We start from the raw sequence: 18,902 nt of genomic DNA, 5'->3' as shown, positions 1-18,902 counted from the left end.
AACTTCAAAGGATATAAATAATAAGGGTAAAATTATGGCTATTTCTCGTAGAAAGTTTTTGGGGTCGCTTGGCGCGGCCATCGGTGCCACCACAACCGGTGCCCTGACAAAAGCCTATGGTGCCGCAAACAAAAGTTTCAAGGGGTATCCGGGAAGCTCCGGCGTTCTGCACGACACCACCTTGTGTATCGGGTGCAGAAAGTGCGAACAGGCCTGCAACAAGGTGAATAAATTGCCGGAACCTGAAAAGCCGTTTGACGATTTAACTGTTCTTGATCAAAACAGACGTACCCAGGCGGATGTTTATACGGTTGTTAATAAGTTTCAGGCCACAGAACAAGTGTTTGTAAAAAAACAGTGCAATCACTGCCTTGAACCCGCATGTGCATCTGCCTGTTTTGTTAAGGCGTTTAAGAAAACAGCAGCCGGACCGGTTGTTTATGATGCCTCCCTGTGTGTGGGATGCCGATATTGCATGGTTGCATGCCCATTTGAAGTTCCGGCCTATGAATATGACAAGGTGCTGACCCCCAAGGTAACCAAATGTACCATGTGCGCTCCCCGTCTGGAAGAAGGCAAGCTTCCGGGGTGTGTGGAAGCCTGCCCCAGGGAGGCACTGATTTTCGGGCAAAGAGACGCATTGATCAAGATTGCACGATCCAGAATTCACAAATACCCTGATAAATACATAGATCATGTGTATGGTGAGCATGAAATGGGAGGCACAAGCTGGCTTTACCTTTCCGGTCAATCATTTGAAACCATTGGCATGAGAGAGGATTTAGGAACAAAATCAGCGCCTGAGCTTACGTCAGGGCCGCTTTCGGCTGTTCCCATCGTGGTTGGTTTGTGGCCGGTATTGTTGACCGGCGTATATGCCATTTCCAAGAGAAAAGATAAGATTGCCAAAGAAGAACAAGATGATGCATTGCAGGCCGCAAGAGTTCAAGCCAATGAAGAGATGACCCAGAAGATAGAAGATCTCAAGGGAAAAATGAACAAAGAGAAAACAGCTGCCATCAATTTTGAAGTCAAAAAAGCCCTTGAAGAAGCTGAAAAAGCAAGAGAAGCTGCAAAAGAAAGCGAGGCTGCAAAAGAAAGCGAAGCCGCAAAAGAAAAACAAGCTGAAGTTCAGGAAGAGCAGACCGCTAAATCGATTGGCGAACCTGTTGATTCCCTGGAAAAAGGCAAACAGGAGGAATAGATGGATTCGGATAACAGGATTCCTGAAAATAAAAAATTTACTGTGTTTAATGTGGTAACCGGTATTATCCTTGCCGTGGGGCTTGTGTTAACAATCTTGCGGTTTACCATGGGACTGGGTACGGTTACCAACCTTGACAATAACAATCCGTGGGGAATATGGATCGGCTTTGATCTGCTGTGTGGGGTTGCCCTGGCAGCAGGCGGGTATGTTACATCAGCGGCCTGCTATATTTTTGGGTTGAAGCGGTTTCATTCTGCGGTCAGGCCTGCAATCTTAACGGCCTTTTTAGGGTATGCGCTGGTTGTTCTGGCCCTTCACTATGATGTGGGCCGTCCCTGGCGCCTGCCATATCCGGTGTTTTATTCCCAGGGAACTTCGTCTCTTTTGTTTGAAGTGGGACTTTGCGTGTTCCTTTATCTGACCGTATTGTTTATTGAATATAGTCCTGCCGCCATGGAATGGCTGGGGTTGAAGAAGCTGCGAAATATCGTTGTGAAATTAACCTTGCTGCTTACGATTTTTGGCGTGGTTCTTTCCACTCTTCATCAGTCGTCCCTGGGTGCCTTGTTTATGATTGCACCGTCAAAACTTCATCCCTTATGGTATTCCTCCTATCTGCCGGTATATTTTTTCATATCCAGCATGTTTGCAGGCATGTCCATGGTGATTTTTGAGGGCAGTCTGGCCCATCGCCATCTCAAAGATAAGATGGATGAAACTCATTTAAAGGAAAGCACAGGGGTTGTTCTGGGATTTGGCAAAGCAGCTTCCTTTGTCATGATGGGATATGTCGGTATCAAGATCATCGGTATTTCCATTGACAATAACTGGCACTATCTTACTACGGGCTGGGGACTATGGTTTCTTGTGGAGCTTATCGGGTTTGTTGTTTTTCCCGCCATTTTGTATGCTGTGGGGTCAAGGGAAAAGAATCTTACCTTTATCCGGGTGGCATCTGTCTGGACGGTTCTGGGAATCGTACTGAACCGGCTCAATATTTCCGTTGTGGCATTTAACTGGCACCTGCCTTCCGCCCAACGCTATTTTCCCAGCTTTATGGAAATCGCAACTTCTGTTTTTATTGTAACCCTTGGAATAGTGATCTACCGGTTTATTGCAACCCGGATGCCCATTCTTCATGAGCACCCGGATTACAAGACCCATTAGAAGGAGGATACCTTGGAAAACACTATTTTTACACTTCAGGATTTTATGACGTTTACCAAAGGAATGACCTATCTCATTATGGGTGGAATCCTTGTTTTTATGCCGCTTTTCTGGAAATTTCTCACGGACAGAGAAGATGATTAGAGATAATTTTTATTTATATGGAGGATTAAACAATGCATGATCTGTTAACAGGCGTATGCTTCTGGATTGCTCTGGGAGTCTGTTTGATTGGAATGCTTGCCAGATTTATCATGTATTTCAGGGGCTTGAGCTGGCAGTTGGACAGGGTGGCGTACAAAGCTCATCTTGGGGCAGGCTTTAAAGGGGCCTGGCGGTCTATTTACAAATGGCTGATTCCTTTTGGAACTTATGGCTGGCGGACTCAACCGTTTATAACTCTGGCCTTTTTCGGATTCCATATAGGTGCTGTTCTGCTTCCGCTTTTTTTGCTGGGCCACAACCTTTTTCTTAAAGAAAAACTGGGATTTTCATTTTTCACCTTAAATACAAGTGTCGCAGATGTTTTAACCTGGGTTGCGGTTGTCAGTGCAGTGTTTCTTGTATTAAGACGACTGGTTTTACCCGAAGTCAGGATAATGACCACGCTATATGACTATTTTATTTTATTGATATCCCTGGCTCCCTTTGTAACAGGCCTTTTTGCCAGATACCAGGTAGGGGATTATTCATTTTGGCTGAATATGCATATATTTTGTGGAGAACTCCTTTTGATTGCCATACCCTTTACCAAGCTGTCCCATGTGTTTTTGTTTTTCGCATCCCGTGCCCAGCTTGGAATGGATTTTGGAATTAAGAGGGGCGGAATGAAAGGAACAAAAATGGCTTGGTAATGGGATGCCCCATATGCTTGAGCTGTAAGGAGAAATATATCCATGCCTGAAGGAAAATTTTGCAATAAAAAACCCGTTGAAACACCGGAAGGTGTTAATGAATTGCTGTCAGATACCAGTGGGAATATGTATTATAAGGAAATGAAGGAACTGGATGTTGACAGTGACCTTTTGTGGAAAACCATACAAAATACCTGTAAGTCACGCACAAAAACCTGGCTTGAGATCTGTGCCCATTGCGGAATGTGTGCTGAATCGTGTTTCCTTTATCAAGTCAATGGCAGAGACCCCAAGCAGGTTCCAGCCTATAAAATTCAGTCAACCCTTGGCGAAATTATACGCAAAAAGGGAAAAGTCAGTAACCAGTTTATGCGGGATACCATGGAGGTTGCATGGGCAAAATGCACCTGTTGCAACCGGTGCGGTACATATTGTCCCCATGGAATTGATACCGGTATCATGTTCGGATATCTTCGGGGTTTGTTGTACCAGCAGGGTTTTGTGCCCTGGGAATTGAAAATCGGTGCTGGAATGCACAGGGCTTATCGTGCTCAAATGGATGTCACGGATGAAGATTTTGTGGATACCTTTGAATGGATGGTTGAAGAGTATGAAGATGACTATCCAGGGCTTACAGTGCCGGTGGACAAAGAAAACGCCGACATCATGTATACGGTCAATGCAAGGGAAGTAAAACATTACCCTGAAGACCTTGCCGAAGCAGCAGTTTTGTTCCATATGGCAGGCGAGAACTGGACTGTTCCGTCCAAAGGCTGGGAAGAGACGAGTCTTGCCATGTTTGCAGGAGACTGGGCAGCCTGCAAAATGCAGGTGGAAAGCGTGTATGACGCCATGGAAAGATTAAAGCCCAAACGAATGGTGGGAACCGAATGCGGCCATGCCCACAGGGCAACCGTTATTGAAGGGCCTTACTGGGCAGGACGCGAGAACGGTCTGCCGCCTGCCGAGTCAATTCATTATGTGGAATGGCTGGCTGAAGCCCTTAATACGGGAAAACTCAAAATTGATCCTTCCAAAAGGATCAAAGAGCTTGTAACCCTCCAGGATTCCTGTAATTACATCAGAAATCAAGGCTTGAAAAAAGCGACCCGCGATATTGTCAGTCATATTGTTGAACCGGGGTATTTTGTCGAAATGTCACCCAACAAAGAGCATAATTATTGTTGCGGCGGCGGCGGCGGGTTTAATGGTATCGGCCTGTTCAGAAAACAGCGAAATGTCGCTTTGAGAAAAAAACGGGACCAGATTCTGGCCACCGGGGCAAAACTGGTTCTGGCACCGTGCCACAACTGCTGGGATGCCATAAGGGATCTTGAAGAAGAGTATGAGATCGGCATCCGGTGGTCCTTTTTAAAACCGATTATCATTAAAATGCTGGACATTCCGGATCATTTGAAACCTGAGGAATAGGCCGATCATTTAAAGAAATGAGAGGGGTTTGACATGTTTAAAAAGATTTTATTTGCAACATCTGCAAGCGCGGCAAGCGATCATGCAGCAAGGGTGGCCTTTAATATTGCCAAAAGTTATCAGTCCGACTTGAATATTTTTCATGTTCTGGGAGTTCCCTCAAGGGGATACAGCCAGTTTGTCGTGGATGTGAAAACCAAAGAAAGAGTGGATGTTGATGAAGATTATATTGCCTGGGTAAATGAAGAGATTAAAACCTATTATGGCAAATACCTGGATGAAAATCTGAATTATACAATTGATGTTGCTGTGGGATGGCCTGCCCGAGAGATATTGAGACAGGCAAAAACCTTGAAGCCGGACTTGATCCTGATTGGAGGCAGTACCGGTGATGAAGATGAAACGGTTTATAAAAAGAGTTCAGCCGGCACAACCCTGCAGAAAGTTGCCAAAGCAGCCAATTGTCCTGTTCTTGTTGTTAACAGGCCTGCGGCTTCTTTTTGGGGCGGAGTGTCAAATATTGTTTTTGGTACGGATTTTTCAAAAACTTCAGACAAGGCATTTGAATTTGCTCTGAAGGTTGCCAAAACCCTTGATTGTGAACTCCATGTGTTCCATGCACTTGATATTTCTCCTTTGAACAGCGGCAGAATGTTGAGTCAGGATGAGATAGAGCAGCAGATAAGAGAATCCATAAGAAAGATCAGGGCATTGTATGGAGAGCGTTTAAAAGAGTTGAGCAATTATTCCATGGATGTATGGGAAGGCATTCCCTACATGGAGATTGTTAAATATGCCAGGGATAAACATGCGGATTTGCTCATTATGGCGCATCATTCAAGGAAATTACCCTCAGAGGATATACGGCTTGGGGGGAATGTCGAACAGGTTATCGTCAGGGCCGGATGTCCGGTCATAAGTGTAAACAAATAAGTATCAGAGGGTGTTATGAAAAAGAAAATTCTGGTGATTGACGACGATTTGAATGTTAGAGATTATCTGGTTTCCCTGTTTACAGACAATGGATATGAGGTAAGTGTCGCAGGCGATGTAAAAGAAGGGTATGCCGAGGCCAAGAAGGTCAAACCGGACCTGATTACATTGGATATTGAAATGCCCGGAGAATGGGGCCCCAGATTTTACCGCCAGCTTGCACAGGATACTGAACTGAAAAATATTCCGGTGATTGTTATCAGCGGGCTTTCCGGGCATCAGTATGCGGTTGTCAAGGCAGTGGCGTCCATTTCAAAACCCTTTGACCGGGATAAATTGTTGAAAATCGTCAAAGAAACTCTTAATTGATTTGAATATGCAGAATCAATCATGGCAAAACAGATATTAATTATTGACAGGGATGCCGGGCACGCAGGTGCTTTGAAAATTTATACAGAGCGCCTGCAGTACGAGGTTACCATTGCAACCACCTTTGAGCAGGTGGGCTTTGAGCTTGATAACAATATCTTTGATATTATTCTTGCAGATTTGTTCAGCTTTGACGAACTGTTGCCATGCCTTGAATCCATAAAAAAAAAATATCCTATTGTCCAGATTCTGATTTTTGCCGCAAAGGACAAGCTGGATGATGCAATGGATATCTTTGGATCCAAGGCAACCAATTATCTTGACTTGCCGGTTAACAGCAAAGCCCTTGATCTGGCACTCATTACCGCCTGTAAAAATATTTCAACAGATAGAAAGATTATCCGGTATTCCGAGAGGCTTGGAGATCTTCGTCACGCACAAGAACTTTTAAATCAGTTGTTTGATGAAGTTCCCTGCTATATTTCCGTTCAGGATAGAAACTTGCGGATAACGGCTGCCAACAACAGGTTTAAACATCATTTCGGCAGTCAGGTGGGCGGGTTTTGTTATGAACTTTATAAGCACAGAACCTCGCAATGTCCGGATTGTCCCGTGGTGGAAACTTTTCAGGATGGCAAATGCCATCATACCGAAGAGATTGTTACCTCAAAATTCGGCAAGCAATATAATGTGTTGACCCAGACAGCACCCATCAGGAATGAACAAGGCGAGATTACCCAGGTGATGGAAATGTCCACCAATATCACCCAGATCCGGCAACTCCAGAACCATCTTATTTCCCTGGGGCTGATGCTGGGTTCCATGTCCCACGGGGTAAAAGGCATGCTCACTGCACTGGATGGAGGTCTTTATCAGCTTGAAACCGGCCTTGCCCAGAAAGATGATGACAGAATTTCCAAAGCTTTTGGGCTGATTCAGCAGATGTCGGATAAAATCAAGAAAATGGTGCTGGAAATTTTATATTATGCCAAATCCAGGGAACTTCAATATGAAGATATGGATGTTGCACTTCTTGCCGGTAATGTAATTAACACAATTCGTCCGCTGGCTGAAAATTATGCCGTCAAGTTAGATGTTTGTATCCCGGAATCTCTTGGGAAAATTGAGGTTGATGCTGCCTGGATGGAGGCGGCCCTTGTTAATTTTCTTGAAAATGCAGTGGATGCCTGTGTCTTTGACAGGGATAAAAAAGAGCATTGCATACAATTTCATGTCGGTAAAACATCTGATGAGTTTATAGTTTTTACTATTTCAGACAATGGGATCGGCATGGATACGGAAACAAAAAATAAGATGTTTACCCTGTTTTTTACGTCCAAAGGGTCTCAGGGGACAGGGCTGGGGTTGTTTATTGCCAACAGGGTCATTAAATACCATGGTGGGACGGTTGAGGTTGAATCTGAACAGGGCAGGGGAACAAAATTTATTATTCTTCTTCCCCTTCAAAAGCCGGATAATGCAAAAATAGTTGAATTTCCCAGGACAACCCGTTAGACTCATTCCCTTTGCCGTTGATTTTGAGTGATGGTGAATTGTGGGAATGAGATTTTGTGCCTGAATTCCATAAATGGCACATGAATTTAAAATAGGGATTATGTTAGGAAAAACTATGCGACTGACAACCAAAAGCAGATACGGAACAAGGCTTATCCTTGATATCGCAGTTCACGGCAAGGAGAAACCCGTTCCTTTGAGCGATGTTTCCAGTCGACAGAATATTTCATTGAAATATCTGGAGCAGCTTACGGTAAAATTAAAGAAGGCAGGCATTTTAAAAAGTCATAGAGGTCCTTTTGGCGGGCATATGCTTTCAAAATCTCCGGCAGACATAACCATTGGAGATGTTGTAAGAATTCTGGAGGAATCCACGGCCATTACAGATTGCGCAGAAGAGGAAAAACAGGTATGCGGTGTTTGTAACAGAGCTGGTGAATGTCTTTCCAGGTGGATTTGGGTTGAGGCCAGCCGGGCAATGTTTGACAGGCTTGATAAAATAACCATTTCAGGTCTTCTGGCTATCGAGAACAAAGAGTTTAAGAAAAAATAGAAGCAAGAATATCCCGCTCCTTATTTTTGCCGATTTGACGCTTCATCACCAACATCAGGTTGGTCATGCCCGAGGTCTTTGTTGTCCATTTTTTTATATATATGGGAAATCAGCAGGTGTGTGTCTTTCATATCGGGTTTTATCTCAAGACTTTTTTTTGCATGGGCTAATGACGCTTTATACTGCTTTAGAGCAAATAATACCTTGGCGACAGTATAATACACATCAGGATATCGGAGTTTCTTTTTCAGGACATATTGCCCATGTTCAAGGGCTTCTTTGTTTTTTCCATTTTTATGGAGGGTTTTGAGCAAATTGATGCGGGCGGTTAAATAATCAGGATTCAGTTCTACTGCAGTGGAAAATGCTTCTTCTGCTTCTTCGTTTTTTCCGCAAAGTAACAGCTGTGTTCCAAGACTGTTACGAAGATCAGGGAAGTTTGGATTTTTTCTGATATGATTTGATATGAATGGAAGAATTACTTTTGACATACCTGCTGCAGTTTCATTCGAATATTTTGAGCCGCAGAACATTTCAATTATCTCAGAAAAGTTAGGCATAATGTCAATATTTTTATGAAACTCGTCAATGAGTTGTATCTGCAGTTGTTCTTCCTGTAAAAGATTATCAATGGACGCAAATAAATTCTCTTGTGGAAACTGCCTGATTTTAAGGATCATTTTTTTTAATGTTTCAAGGCGATTGTCATTTGGGTAGTAGTAAGTGATTTCTTTGAGATGTTTTTCCGCATCATTGATTTTGCCTGTTTTACAATACAAAGTAATCAGTTTTATCCGGGCGGTTTTATAACTGCCATTAATTTTAACTGCTTTCAAAAGCCATTGAATGGCTTGTCCAATCTCATTGCAGTCTTCTTTCACTGTAGCGATAAGATATATGACATCCGCATAGTCAGGATATTTTGAATGAATTTGATTCAGGTTGTTAAATGCCAATCTGTATTCTCCCATGGCAGCCTGAGCAATGCTCAGTTTCAATTGGGCTTTGATGTAATTTGGATTAAGGTTCAGTGCTTTTTTAAATGAGACAGCAGCCTCGGAGAGTTTGCTTGCGCTTAGCAGGCAGAGTCCAAGATAGAAGTGTACATCTGCGTAATGGGGATTTTTTTCAAGAATATTTCGGTGAATGGCTTCGGCATTTTCCCACATCCCCAGATTATTGAAAACAATGGCCATTTTCAGTTTATTGGGGATATTTTCCGGGTCCAGCTCTTTTAATTTGCTGAAATATTGAATAGCCTTGGTGAATTCCCCTGTATTATTAAGGCAGATGCCGATAAAATAACTCAGTTCCGTATGGTTGGGGTTGTATTTTTGTGCGTTATTGAAATGGTACAGTGCGTCTTCATATTCGGCTTTTGCAAATTTTGTGATGCCTATGTTTCGATGGGCCTGGCTGCAATAGAATTTGGCAAGATTATTTTCAAGGGAAAGTGATTTTTTTGACATGACCCACTTGAATTGGTCAATGGCTTTTAAAAAATTGTTATTGTTATAAAATTTAATTCCTTCTTTATATGCTCGCTCGATTTTTATTTTTTGTGAGCCGAATAATTTATTAAAAAAATCCATATCTTTTCTCCCTATAAAAAACCCGAATATTTAATATAACATAAGGGTATTGAAATAAATCGTAAAGCAATTTAAATGTCTTGTAATTACCAATTCATTTGTTTTCATTTTGTTAAAGGCAACATCCTTTTAATATGCGCCGTTTTTAAAGATAACTGCCGGTATGGTTTTCATAAGAATGATAAGATCAAGTGGGATAGACCAGTTTTCAATATACATTAGATCCAGTTTCATCCATTCGTCAAATTTGATATTATTTCTGCCACTGACCTGCCAGATGCAGGTGATTCCCTGGACAACCGACAACCTTTTCCTTTCCCAGGGGCGATATAGATGCACTTCTCGTTCAATAGCGGGCCTGGGTCCCACAAGGCTGATATCCCCCCGGAATACATTGAACAATTGCGGAAGTTCATCAAGGCTTGTTCTGCGTAACAGTTTGCCTGTGATCGTCTGCCGGGGATCATTTTTGATTTTAAATGCCGGCCCGTTCATCTCATTGAGATGCATCAGTTCATGTTGTATTTTTTCAGCTCCTTTCACCATGGTACGAAATTTAAATAAAATAAATTTTTTTCCATATTTGCCGATACGTTCCTGCCTGAACAGCACGGGTCCCGGGGATGATAACTTTATGGCAATGGCGATAACAATCCAGAAAGGCAGGCAAAGGCTAATCAGGAGAGAAGATCCTGAAAAATCAAAACACCGCTTGAAAAATATATATTTCGGAGTTCTATAAATAAATTTAAAAATTTTAATCTGAATAGAGCCAATGCTTTCTAAATGGTTTATGGTAAATGGTTCTATGTATTTATGATGAAGTTCAAGTTCTGTGGTTGCAAAATTAAGTCCTATGGTTGCACATGTTGTTGAGACAAAATCAAGTGTGGCTTTGGAGTTAAGTGTTGTTGTGCATAATATGTAATCTGAATAGTGTGCAAGAGTAATTTCCGAAAGATTGTTTACAAGACCTAAGACAGGTTTGCCGGATATGATCTTTCCTATATCGTTTTGCTGCTCACTTAAAAACCCTACGATTCTTAACCCTTTTTCCGGGTGTTGATTAATGTGATCGGCAATTTCCAAGGCGTTTGGGCCGACTCCAACGAGTAAAATATGTTTTATGATATTTTTATGGGAGGTTTCATGTGTGATTGTATGCTTGATGAGAAATCGGTTGAAGGCTAATATCAGCCATAGAACTGTTGCTGAGAGCAAACAAAAAGTAAGATTGACGATGAAGGTAAAGCCCATCTTTTTAAAAGGCAATAAGAGCAGAGTTGTTGTTATAAGGCATAAAAGAATGGATTGATATGAAATCGTTTTCAGAGAAAATAAATATTTTGTCTTATAACAATTTGAAAAATAGATAAAAACAGGGGGAAATAAAACAATAAGTGGAGAAAATTGAATATATAAAAAATTTTTATAAAAAAAGGATTTGCTTGCCAATGCGGAAAAAAATGGTAAGGACTTCAGGAAGAATGTCAAAACAGGTATGATTAAAAAGTATAAGATAAGCAAAGATATGAAATCAGAAGTAATCTGTGTTAACCGCACATATTCTTTTTGATCTTTAAACATGTTAAACATAATCCCGTTTTTTATTGTTGGACTTCAACATAATGTATAATACCTTGTAAAATCCCAGTTTTTTCAGGTCATGGAACTAATTATATGACCTTTTGTCAAGTCTAATTTGATACCAGTTATTGATCCTTTATAAACAGACTGTTCGGCGATTACAATGGGGATATTTTTTTGTCTGCGGTGTGCTGTATCAGAATCCAGCATAATCCTTGATTGTTTCTTGCTGGTATACTATATATGATCAATTTTTTATATTGCTGGTTATTTAATATAGTAATATTGTCAATGATTTTATAGTAACCAGACAGTTGATTTGATTGCTTATTGTAATCAAAAAGACGGAGTTATATAATCACACGGATGAGTCTGATTATGATTCAAGCCGTCATCTGACTGAAAATTATCGTCTTTCAAAGATATTCCCCATAAAATTTTAAAAACAACAGGCATCAATAATTATGATTCCATCTGTTTTTTCATCAATTGTAAAACGTTACCCTGATCATAAGGCAGTCTGCCACAATAAAAAATCAATCACATACCAGGAGATTGATTTTGCAGCAGAGTGTCTTGCGTCTCTATTTAGGACAAAACATACAACCCCCGGTATGGTAATCGCCCTGTATCTGCCTTCAGGTATTGAAGCGATAGTTTCAATGCTTGGGGTCTTGAAAGCCGGTCATGCTTATCTTCCACTGGATATCAATGACCCCCCGTCGCGAACAGGGGAGATTCTTGATCTTTCTAAACCGGATATGATTATCACGTTAAATTCTCATAAATTAAATTTTAAAAATAGAGATACTGAATTATTGATTTTGGACACTCTGCTTGATTCTACGGATTTTATTAAAAACAGATCAGAAGATCTTCTATCTGCAAGTGTGTCTCAAGAGACAGACAAAATCTCTCCCAATTGCCTTGCATATGTGATCTATACATCCGGTTCCACTGGAAAACCAAAAGGGATCCCCATAAAACATAAAGCTGTTATTAACCTTCTTGATGATTTTCAGCAGCGAAAATCAATTGATTATACTGACAACTGTTCTTTATGGACAAATCTGAATTTTGATGTTTCGATTTATGAAATATGGTCAGCCCTATTATCAGGCGCAACGCTTTTTATTCCGGATCAGCAGATTAGATCGGATGCTGACCAATTTCTCCAATGGCTTAAAGATAATAATATTACAAGTGCTTATATTCCTCCTTTTATGATAGCTGATCTTGCAGAAAACCAGATGAGAACCCCAATTGCTTTTAAAAGAATATTAACAGGGGTAGAACCCATTCCGGAAAGTATTTTATGCACCATTAAAAGAAATACTCGCGGCCTTTGCCTCATTAACGGATATGGGCCTGCGGAATCAACAATTTGTGCAACATTATATGAAGTTCCTGATTATTCGGAAAATCCCGGAAATGCTCCCATTGGAAAGCCGGTTAATAATTTAAAAGTATATATTCTTGATGAATCAGGAAAACCCGTGAAAAATGGAGAAAAAGGTGAGATTTGTATTTCAGGAATTCAGGTTGCGGAAGGCTATTTAAGAGAAGAATCACTATCTGCAGAAAATTTTCTTGAAAATTTTTTTTCAGATGATTTGCCTGGGTTTTTATATAAGACCGGCGATCTTGGAATCATGTTAAAAACCGGTAATATAATGTTTTGCGGCAGAAAGGATTTTCAGATTAAACTCAGGGGATTTCGCATTGAACCCGGGGATATTGAGAATGTCATCAAGGAGTTTCCCGGAATATCTCAGGCGGCAGTTGTTCTAAAGGAAAATACAGCACAAAGAAAAATATTAACGGCTTATGTTGATTCTCATCCTGATCAGGAACAATTTATCAATTTCTTAAAAAGCAAGCTGCCAAAATATATGGTGCCGACGGCTTTTATTCCTTTGGAAAAAATGCCCCTGACTTCCCAGGATAAAATAGACAGGAAAAATCTAATACAAAGAAAAGATCTGGATGTTCTTATTAAAGAATTACCTCAAACAAAAACAGAAAAAAAAATTGCAGAAATATGGGAGAAATCTTTAAGTATAAGTCCAATATACCGGAATGATAACTTTTTTCTGCTTGGAGGAGATTCCATTTCCGGGGTGAAAATATTATCAAGATTAAACAGGCTTTTCTTGAAAAATATTGAAATTAATACTCTTTTTGAGCATCCTCAGTTAAAGGAATTCTCATTTTTTTTTGAGAGAGATACAAACAAAAAAATAAAGAAAGATATAGTAGAGCAATCTTTGTTCAATCAAGACAGAAACAACAAAACAGAAGGTCTGCCTCTTTTGGATGATCAAAATTTGATTTGGATTTTTGAACAGATCAATCCTGGCAAATCTATTTACCACATCCCCCTAGTTTATAAAATTACGGGTAAGTTAAATCATGATTTTCTCAAACAATCCATTGAAATAATAAAAGAACGACACATATGTTTGAAATCTGTATTCCTTTTCCAGGATGAGGTTACAATCCAAAAAAAAGAGGATGATGTTACCAACCATGGTAACCGAGAACCATTGCATTATAAAATTGATGATATGTCTGTTATTTCCAGTGCAAAACAGGAAAACCTGCTTGAACCGGGAGACAGTCTTACCAATAATGATTTGGAAGAAAGCTGGATTCTTGATAAAACAAAAGAAAATTTCAATCTTGAAACAGGCCCTGTTTTCAGGACTGATATTTTAATGACAGGGGAGTCAACCTGTGTGCTATGTTTTACATTTCATCATATTATATTTGACGGCTGGTCGGCTGGTTTGTTTGCACGGGAACTTGGCAAAATATACAACAGCCTTATTAAAGGTGAAACTCCAAGATTATTGGTGCCCAAAGTTTCATATCATGATTATATTATACCCAGGATTCATGAAGTTAACCATGACTGGAAAACAGCTAAAACGTTTTTTGCATCCTATTTAAAAGATCTTCCCCCAGACAGCAAAAAATATTCCAGGGAGTTAAACGGGGCTTGCTTCCCTGTAAAAATTGATGCCAATACATATAGTAAAATTAAAAATCTTGCTATAGAAAACAGAACCACATCTTTCACTGTTCTTCTTGCTCTTTTTCAAATTCTTCTCTTTGCCGAGACCGGTCAGAATGATCAAATTACAGGAATTGCATATGCAGGCAGGGACAGTGTTGAAACAGAACCAATAATCGGTTTTTTAATGAACACACTTGTCGCAAGAAATCTCATTAAGATTGATCATAGTTTAAGCTCTTTTCTGGGTACTGTTAAAACAAACCTTGAAAAGATATTCAGATATAAAAATATTCCTTTTCAAAAAATTAACCGATTATGCCAAGAGACAAGCAGGCGTGAAAAACTTTTTGAATCCATGTTTCTCATGCAGACAATGGATTTTCCACATCTTGATTTGCAGGAAACCAAAACTGAATATGTACATGTTGACATGGGAAAAGCAAATTGTGACATAACTCTTGAGCTGTATGAGACTGAATCAGGGTTAAATGGATGGTTTGAATACAGAACAGATATTTTTAGCAGGAAAAGGATAAAAAAGGTAACCAAACATTTTAATCAAATTATAGAAAATTTAATTGATAAACCAGAATCAAAAATAAATTCTCTTTTGCATCAAAATATTTACCCCATTTCTCCAATGCAGCATGGAATGCTCATGGAAACCCTTAGATCTCCACAGGGTGCGGGTTCCTATATTGAGCAGATTGTGTTTGATATTCACCAGGATATTGACCTTGAACGGTTTAAAAAAGCCTGGCAAAAAATTATTCGTCACCATGAAATAATGCGACTTGGATTTGCATGGAAAAATTTAGATCAGCCAATGCAGTATATTTCACAAGTTGATGAAATAAATATTGAAATCAACGACTGGAGCCAGGCATCTAAACCGGAAATAGACGAATTTCTGGAAATGTTTCTTAAAGCAGACAGGCGACTTGGATTTTCTCTTTCAAAGCCTCCTCTTTTTAGAATCGCGCTTTTAAAAACAGAAGAAAATCGATACACTTGCATCTGGAGCTTTCACCATGCCATTGCTGATGGAAGAACCATGGTTGTAATATTAAAAGATCTTTTTTCAATATACCAGGACTTGAAAGCTGAACTTCTCCCATCAGGATCATTTAAAAACTATATATTATGGTTGAACAAAGAACAGGGGAACCCAAAGGCACGTGGATTCTGGGAAAATCAACTGAAAGGTTTTACAGAACCTCTCACAATTCCTTTTAACATCCAAAAAAGAGATGGTATGGAAAACAGAAGACAGGAATTTTCCATAGCCATAACAACTGGAAATCAACATACCCGGATATCTTCTAAAAAAACATCTGTTTTGAAAAAAATTTGTCAAAATAATTCCATTACAATGAACTCTTTGTTAATGGGCGCATGGGCCATACTTTTAAGTCATTATACAGGGAAAAAGGACATTGTTTTTGGAACTACAAGATCTGTCAGGCAATGGAGAAGCAATGGTTCCAATGATACAGGTTTGTATATAAATACGCTGCCCATAAGAATTAAAATAAATCCTGAAGAGAATCTTTCAGAATTTTTAAACAGTATTAGAAACGAATGGATGAAAATAAAAGAGTTTGAACATACTTCACTTTCAGATATTCATGCATGGAGTCAGGTTAAGGGAGGTTCTCCCCTGTTTGATATTTTCTTTTCCTATGATTATCATTCCATTGATGCCGCACTTGAGGGTTATAAAGAAAAAATATTTTGTTCCAACGTATCTTTGTTTGAAAGAACACCAGCCTCTTTTTTTTTAACAGTCAATGGAATTGATGAACTCTCTGTCACCATTGAGTATGACAGAAGGAAATTTGATCCTGCCGTCATAAAACAAATACTGGGTCATTTTACTACATTTTTGGAATCGATCTCTGAAAATGTTGATCCAAGGCTAATGGATGTGCCCATATTAACGAATATGGAAAAAAAGGAAATTTTCCGAAAATTAAACACCAATAAAATTCATATCAGACCTGACAGCTGTATACACCATCTTGTAGAGATACAAGCATCCTTAAATAAAGAGGCAATAGCTGTAACAGATCATAAAAGCAGTAGAAGCTATGATGAATTAAACATATATGCAAATCAAATCGCCCATTATCTTATAAAATTTGGAGCAGGGCCTGAAAAAAAAGCAGTTCTTCTGCTTGAACAGGATGCGGATCTTATTGCCGTGATTCTTGGGGTATTAAAATCCGGATGTGCATATGTTCCGCTTGATCCAGGGTATCCGGATGAAAGAATTAATTATATCATAAATGATGCAGTTCCTGAAATTATTATCACCTCAAAAGTCCATGAGCGAAGACTATACGCAAATGGTGCTGCAGTTATTCTGCTTGATAAAAAAATATCAGAAATAACAAACATGGATACGGCCAACCCCAAGACAGGTCTAATTCCTGAAAATATAGCATATATAATCTATACGTCAGGATCAACAGGAAATCCCAAAGGGGTAATGGTGGAGCATAGTTCTTTGGTTGCCTTTACAAGATCTGCAAGCGAAATTTATGATATTAGACCTGATGACAGGGTTCTGCAATTCGCATCCATCAGTTTTGATGCATCAGCAGAAGAGATATTTCCCACTCTTCTTTCAGGGGCAACCCTTGTAATGAAACCCAGAGATATCGTTCATACTCCGTCCCAGTTTTTTGATTTTTGCAGGAAAAAGAGTGTTACGGTTATTGATCTTCCTACATCATACTGGCATATGCTTGCTGACGAGACTGACGCCCTGACCCTGCCGGAACACATAAAACTCATCATAATTGGAGGAGATGAAGCAAATCCCGATAAAGTTGAAAAATGGAACACCAATGTCAATTCAAATGTCAGGCTGATCAACACCTATGGTCCCACAGAAACAACAGTGGCAGCAACATGGGCGGATCTTTCAGCCGGGGCAGGATCAGGATCTTTAAAAGGAAAAGTATCCATTGGTTTTCCATTCCCTAATGTCAGTTTATGCATATTAAATCAATTTCAACAGCCGGCATTGCCGGGAACTATTGGGGAACTTTGCATAGGGGGTACCCAGACTGCAAGAGGGTATTTAAACCGGGACAATCTTACCGCCAGATCCTTTGTTAAATTTAAAGAGATCAACAAAGACACAATTTTTTTTAGAACCGGAGACAGGGTTGAACTGTCAGTTGCAAACGGAATTCTTTTTTATGGAAGAATTGACCGCCAGATAAAAATAAGAGGATTCAGGGTTGAGCCGGGTGAAATAGAACGAACAGCATTGCTTCATGATTCGATTTCAGAATGTGCCATGGTTGTTTCAAAAGATTCTGATGATAATATAAAGACTGCAGCATTTCTCGTATTGAATCAAAAAAACAAACAGGAATTTTCAATAAAAGAATTCAAGGCATGGCTTTTATCCAAACTTCCTGAATATATGGTTCCCTCTTTATTCATTACAACGCAGTCTCTTCCCTATACATCTTCCGGCAAAATTGATTATAAGGCTTTGGAAATACCGAAATTATCAGATGTCCCTGCTGAAAGCACAGAGATTAAACTGTTTAACAATCCATATGAAAAAGATTTAAAAGATATCTGGGAAACCATACTGAATTTTGAAGTTTCCGGGCCGGATGACAATTTTTTTGATATTGGAGGTTCCTCACTTTATGCTATTAAACTTACCAGTGCCATTGAAAAAAAATTCAACGTTTCCATTCCTGTGATAGCTGTTTTTAAATCTGCCACAATAAAAAAACTTGCTAAAATAATTGAAAGAGAAATTCAAGTTTCAAAGCTTAATCCCCGGAGATTAATCAGTAAAAAAGGGGAAAAAATACCCATAATTTTAATTGGGAATTCTGTTGGCAGTGCCCAAAAATATAAAAAAGCAGATCTAAAGGGGCATCCTTTTTACCATGTCCCCATTTTTATTCATTTTTATAATACTGAAAAGAACAAGACGCTTTCTCTTGATATTTGGCAGCTTGCCCAAAAATGTATTAATGATATCAATCATTTTTCACCGTCTGGACCATATATTATAATGGGATCATGTCAAAATTCCATTGTAGCCTATGAAATTGCCTGTCAGCTTACAAATATGAATAAAAAGGTTGAGCTGCTTATTTTAATTGATGAAAATTGGGACAAGAAGACAAATGCATCAGTTGATGGCAAACAAATCAAGGTGTTATCATCATTTTTAAGCAAGCAAATCAATGAAATCAATCAATCGGGTGTTGTGCATATATTCAAAAAAATAATATCAAGGCTAAAAAACAAATTTTTTCTTTATTATAGTTCTCTGGACGGCATAAAGGAGCGCCTTTACACTATGGTTGGAAAATCTGTTCCAGAGGCGGTACAGTTCAGACTCATGGAAAATGTTTTTTACAATGCATGCGAATCCAACCCCTATATGCCCATACCTTATTATGGACGGGTGCTTTTGTTTGATTCAGAAGACTGGGTTAAAACATATTCTCCTAAGCTCAGAACCTATTGCAAAGGAGATATCAAAAAAAATGATGTAAAGACAACACACTCAGGATGGTTTAAGCCTGAAAAGATAGAAATTATAATCAAAGAGATAGAAGAAAATTTAAAATAACTTATATTACAGGTTTCGTAACTTTGACATGAAAGTCTTGAAAAATCCAAACAAAGA

The 18,902-nt window shown here is 39.3% G+C and carries 12 protein-coding genes; 10 read left to right on the top strand and 2 right to left on the bottom strand.

Annotated features, from left to right (window positions below):
- Positions 1 to 34: 34 nt before the first annotated feature.
- From hmcB to BLT94_RS03465, 9 genes are all read left to right on the top strand, one after another.
- On the top strand, positions 35 to 1,204 hold the full coding sequence (hmcB, locus tag BLT94_RS03505) for a sulfate respiration complex iron-sulfur protein HmcB (RefSeq protein WP_092230449.1): 1,170 nt from the start codon (positions 35 to 37) through the stop codon (positions 1,202 to 1,204).
- Entirely contained in the window at positions 1,205 to 2,374 is a 1,170-nt protein-coding gene (hmcC, locus tag BLT94_RS03500; protein ID WP_092230447.1) for a sulfate respiration complex protein HmcC, read from the top strand.
- A gap of 12 nt (positions 2,375 to 2,386) precedes the next feature.
- Positions 2,387 to 2,518 carry a sulfate respiration complex protein HmcD gene (gene hmcD, locus BLT94_RS22490; RefSeq protein ID WP_085929938.1) on the top strand — a complete coding sequence of 44 codons (132 nt, stop codon included), beginning with the start codon at positions 2,387 to 2,389 and terminating at the stop codon, positions 2,516 to 2,518.
- Between the two features lie 32 nt (positions 2,519 to 2,550).
- Positions 2,551 to 3,228, top strand: coding sequence for a sulfate respiration complex protein HmcE (gene hmcE / locus BLT94_RS03490; protein WP_014959022.1), 678 nt, complete (start codon positions 2,551 to 2,553; stop codon positions 3,226 to 3,228).
- Between the two features lie 42 nt (positions 3,229 to 3,270).
- Positions 3,271 to 4,659, top strand: a complete 1,389-nt coding sequence (gene hmcF / locus BLT94_RS03485) for a sulfate respiration complex iron-sulfur protein HmcF (RefSeq protein WP_092230445.1) — start codon at positions 3,271 to 3,273, stop codon at positions 4,657 to 4,659.
- Positions 4,660 to 4,692: 33 nt separating this feature from the next.
- Positions 4,693 to 5,592 carry a universal stress protein gene (locus BLT94_RS03480; RefSeq protein WP_092230442.1) on the top strand — a complete coding sequence of 300 codons (900 nt, stop codon included), beginning with the start codon at positions 4,693 to 4,695 and terminating at the stop codon, positions 5,590 to 5,592.
- A gap of 15 nt (positions 5,593 to 5,607) precedes the next feature.
- Positions 5,608 to 5,961: a DVU0259 family response regulator domain-containing protein gene (divK, locus tag BLT94_RS03475; RefSeq protein ID WP_092230439.1), complete on the top strand. Its 354-nt coding sequence runs from the start codon at positions 5,608 to 5,610 to the stop codon at positions 5,959 to 5,961.
- A gap of 21 nt (positions 5,962 to 5,982) precedes the next feature.
- On the top strand, positions 5,983 to 7,476 hold the full coding sequence (locus tag BLT94_RS03470) for a hybrid sensor histidine kinase/response regulator (protein ID WP_092230437.1): 1,494 nt from the start codon (positions 5,983 to 5,985) through the stop codon (positions 7,474 to 7,476).
- Positions 7,477 to 7,591: 115 nt separating this feature from the next.
- A complete protein-coding gene (locus BLT94_RS03465; RefSeq protein WP_092230435.1) occupies positions 7,592 to 8,029 on the top strand; it encodes an RrF2 family transcriptional regulator in 438 nt (145 codons plus the stop codon).
- A 20-nt stretch (positions 8,030 to 8,049) separates the two neighbouring features.
- Here the strand turns inward: BLT94_RS03465 and BLT94_RS03460 are convergent, their stop codons facing one another.
- Both BLT94_RS03460 and BLT94_RS03455 read right to left on the bottom strand, forming a co-directional pair.
- Complete coding sequence (locus tag BLT94_RS03460) at positions 8,050 to 9,621, bottom strand: tetratricopeptide repeat protein (protein ID WP_092230433.1); 1,572 nt, start codon at positions 9,619 to 9,621, stop codon at positions 8,050 to 8,052.
- 129 nt (positions 9,622 to 9,750) lie between these two features.
- Positions 9,751 to 11,208, bottom strand: coding sequence for a sugar transferase (locus BLT94_RS03455; protein WP_175530258.1), 1,458 nt, complete (start codon positions 11,206 to 11,208; stop codon positions 9,751 to 9,753).
- A 464-nt stretch (positions 11,209 to 11,672) separates the two neighbouring features.
- Here BLT94_RS03455 and BLT94_RS03450 point away from each other — a divergent pair, with 464 nt between their 5' ends.
- Positions 11,673 to 18,845 carry a non-ribosomal peptide synthetase gene (locus BLT94_RS03450; protein ID WP_092230429.1) on the top strand — a complete coding sequence of 2,391 codons (7,173 nt, stop codon included), beginning with the start codon at positions 11,673 to 11,675 and terminating at the stop codon, positions 18,843 to 18,845.
- Positions 18,846 to 18,902 lie beyond the last annotated feature (57 nt).

Source organism: Desulfobacula phenolica (assembly GCF_900105645.1).
Lineage (GTDB): Bacteria > Desulfobacterota > Desulfobacteria > Desulfobacterales > Desulfobacteraceae > Desulfobacula > Desulfobacula toluolica.
Note: the sequence above shows the minus strand (reverse complement) of the source record. Positions and strands in the feature narration are given on the sequence as shown.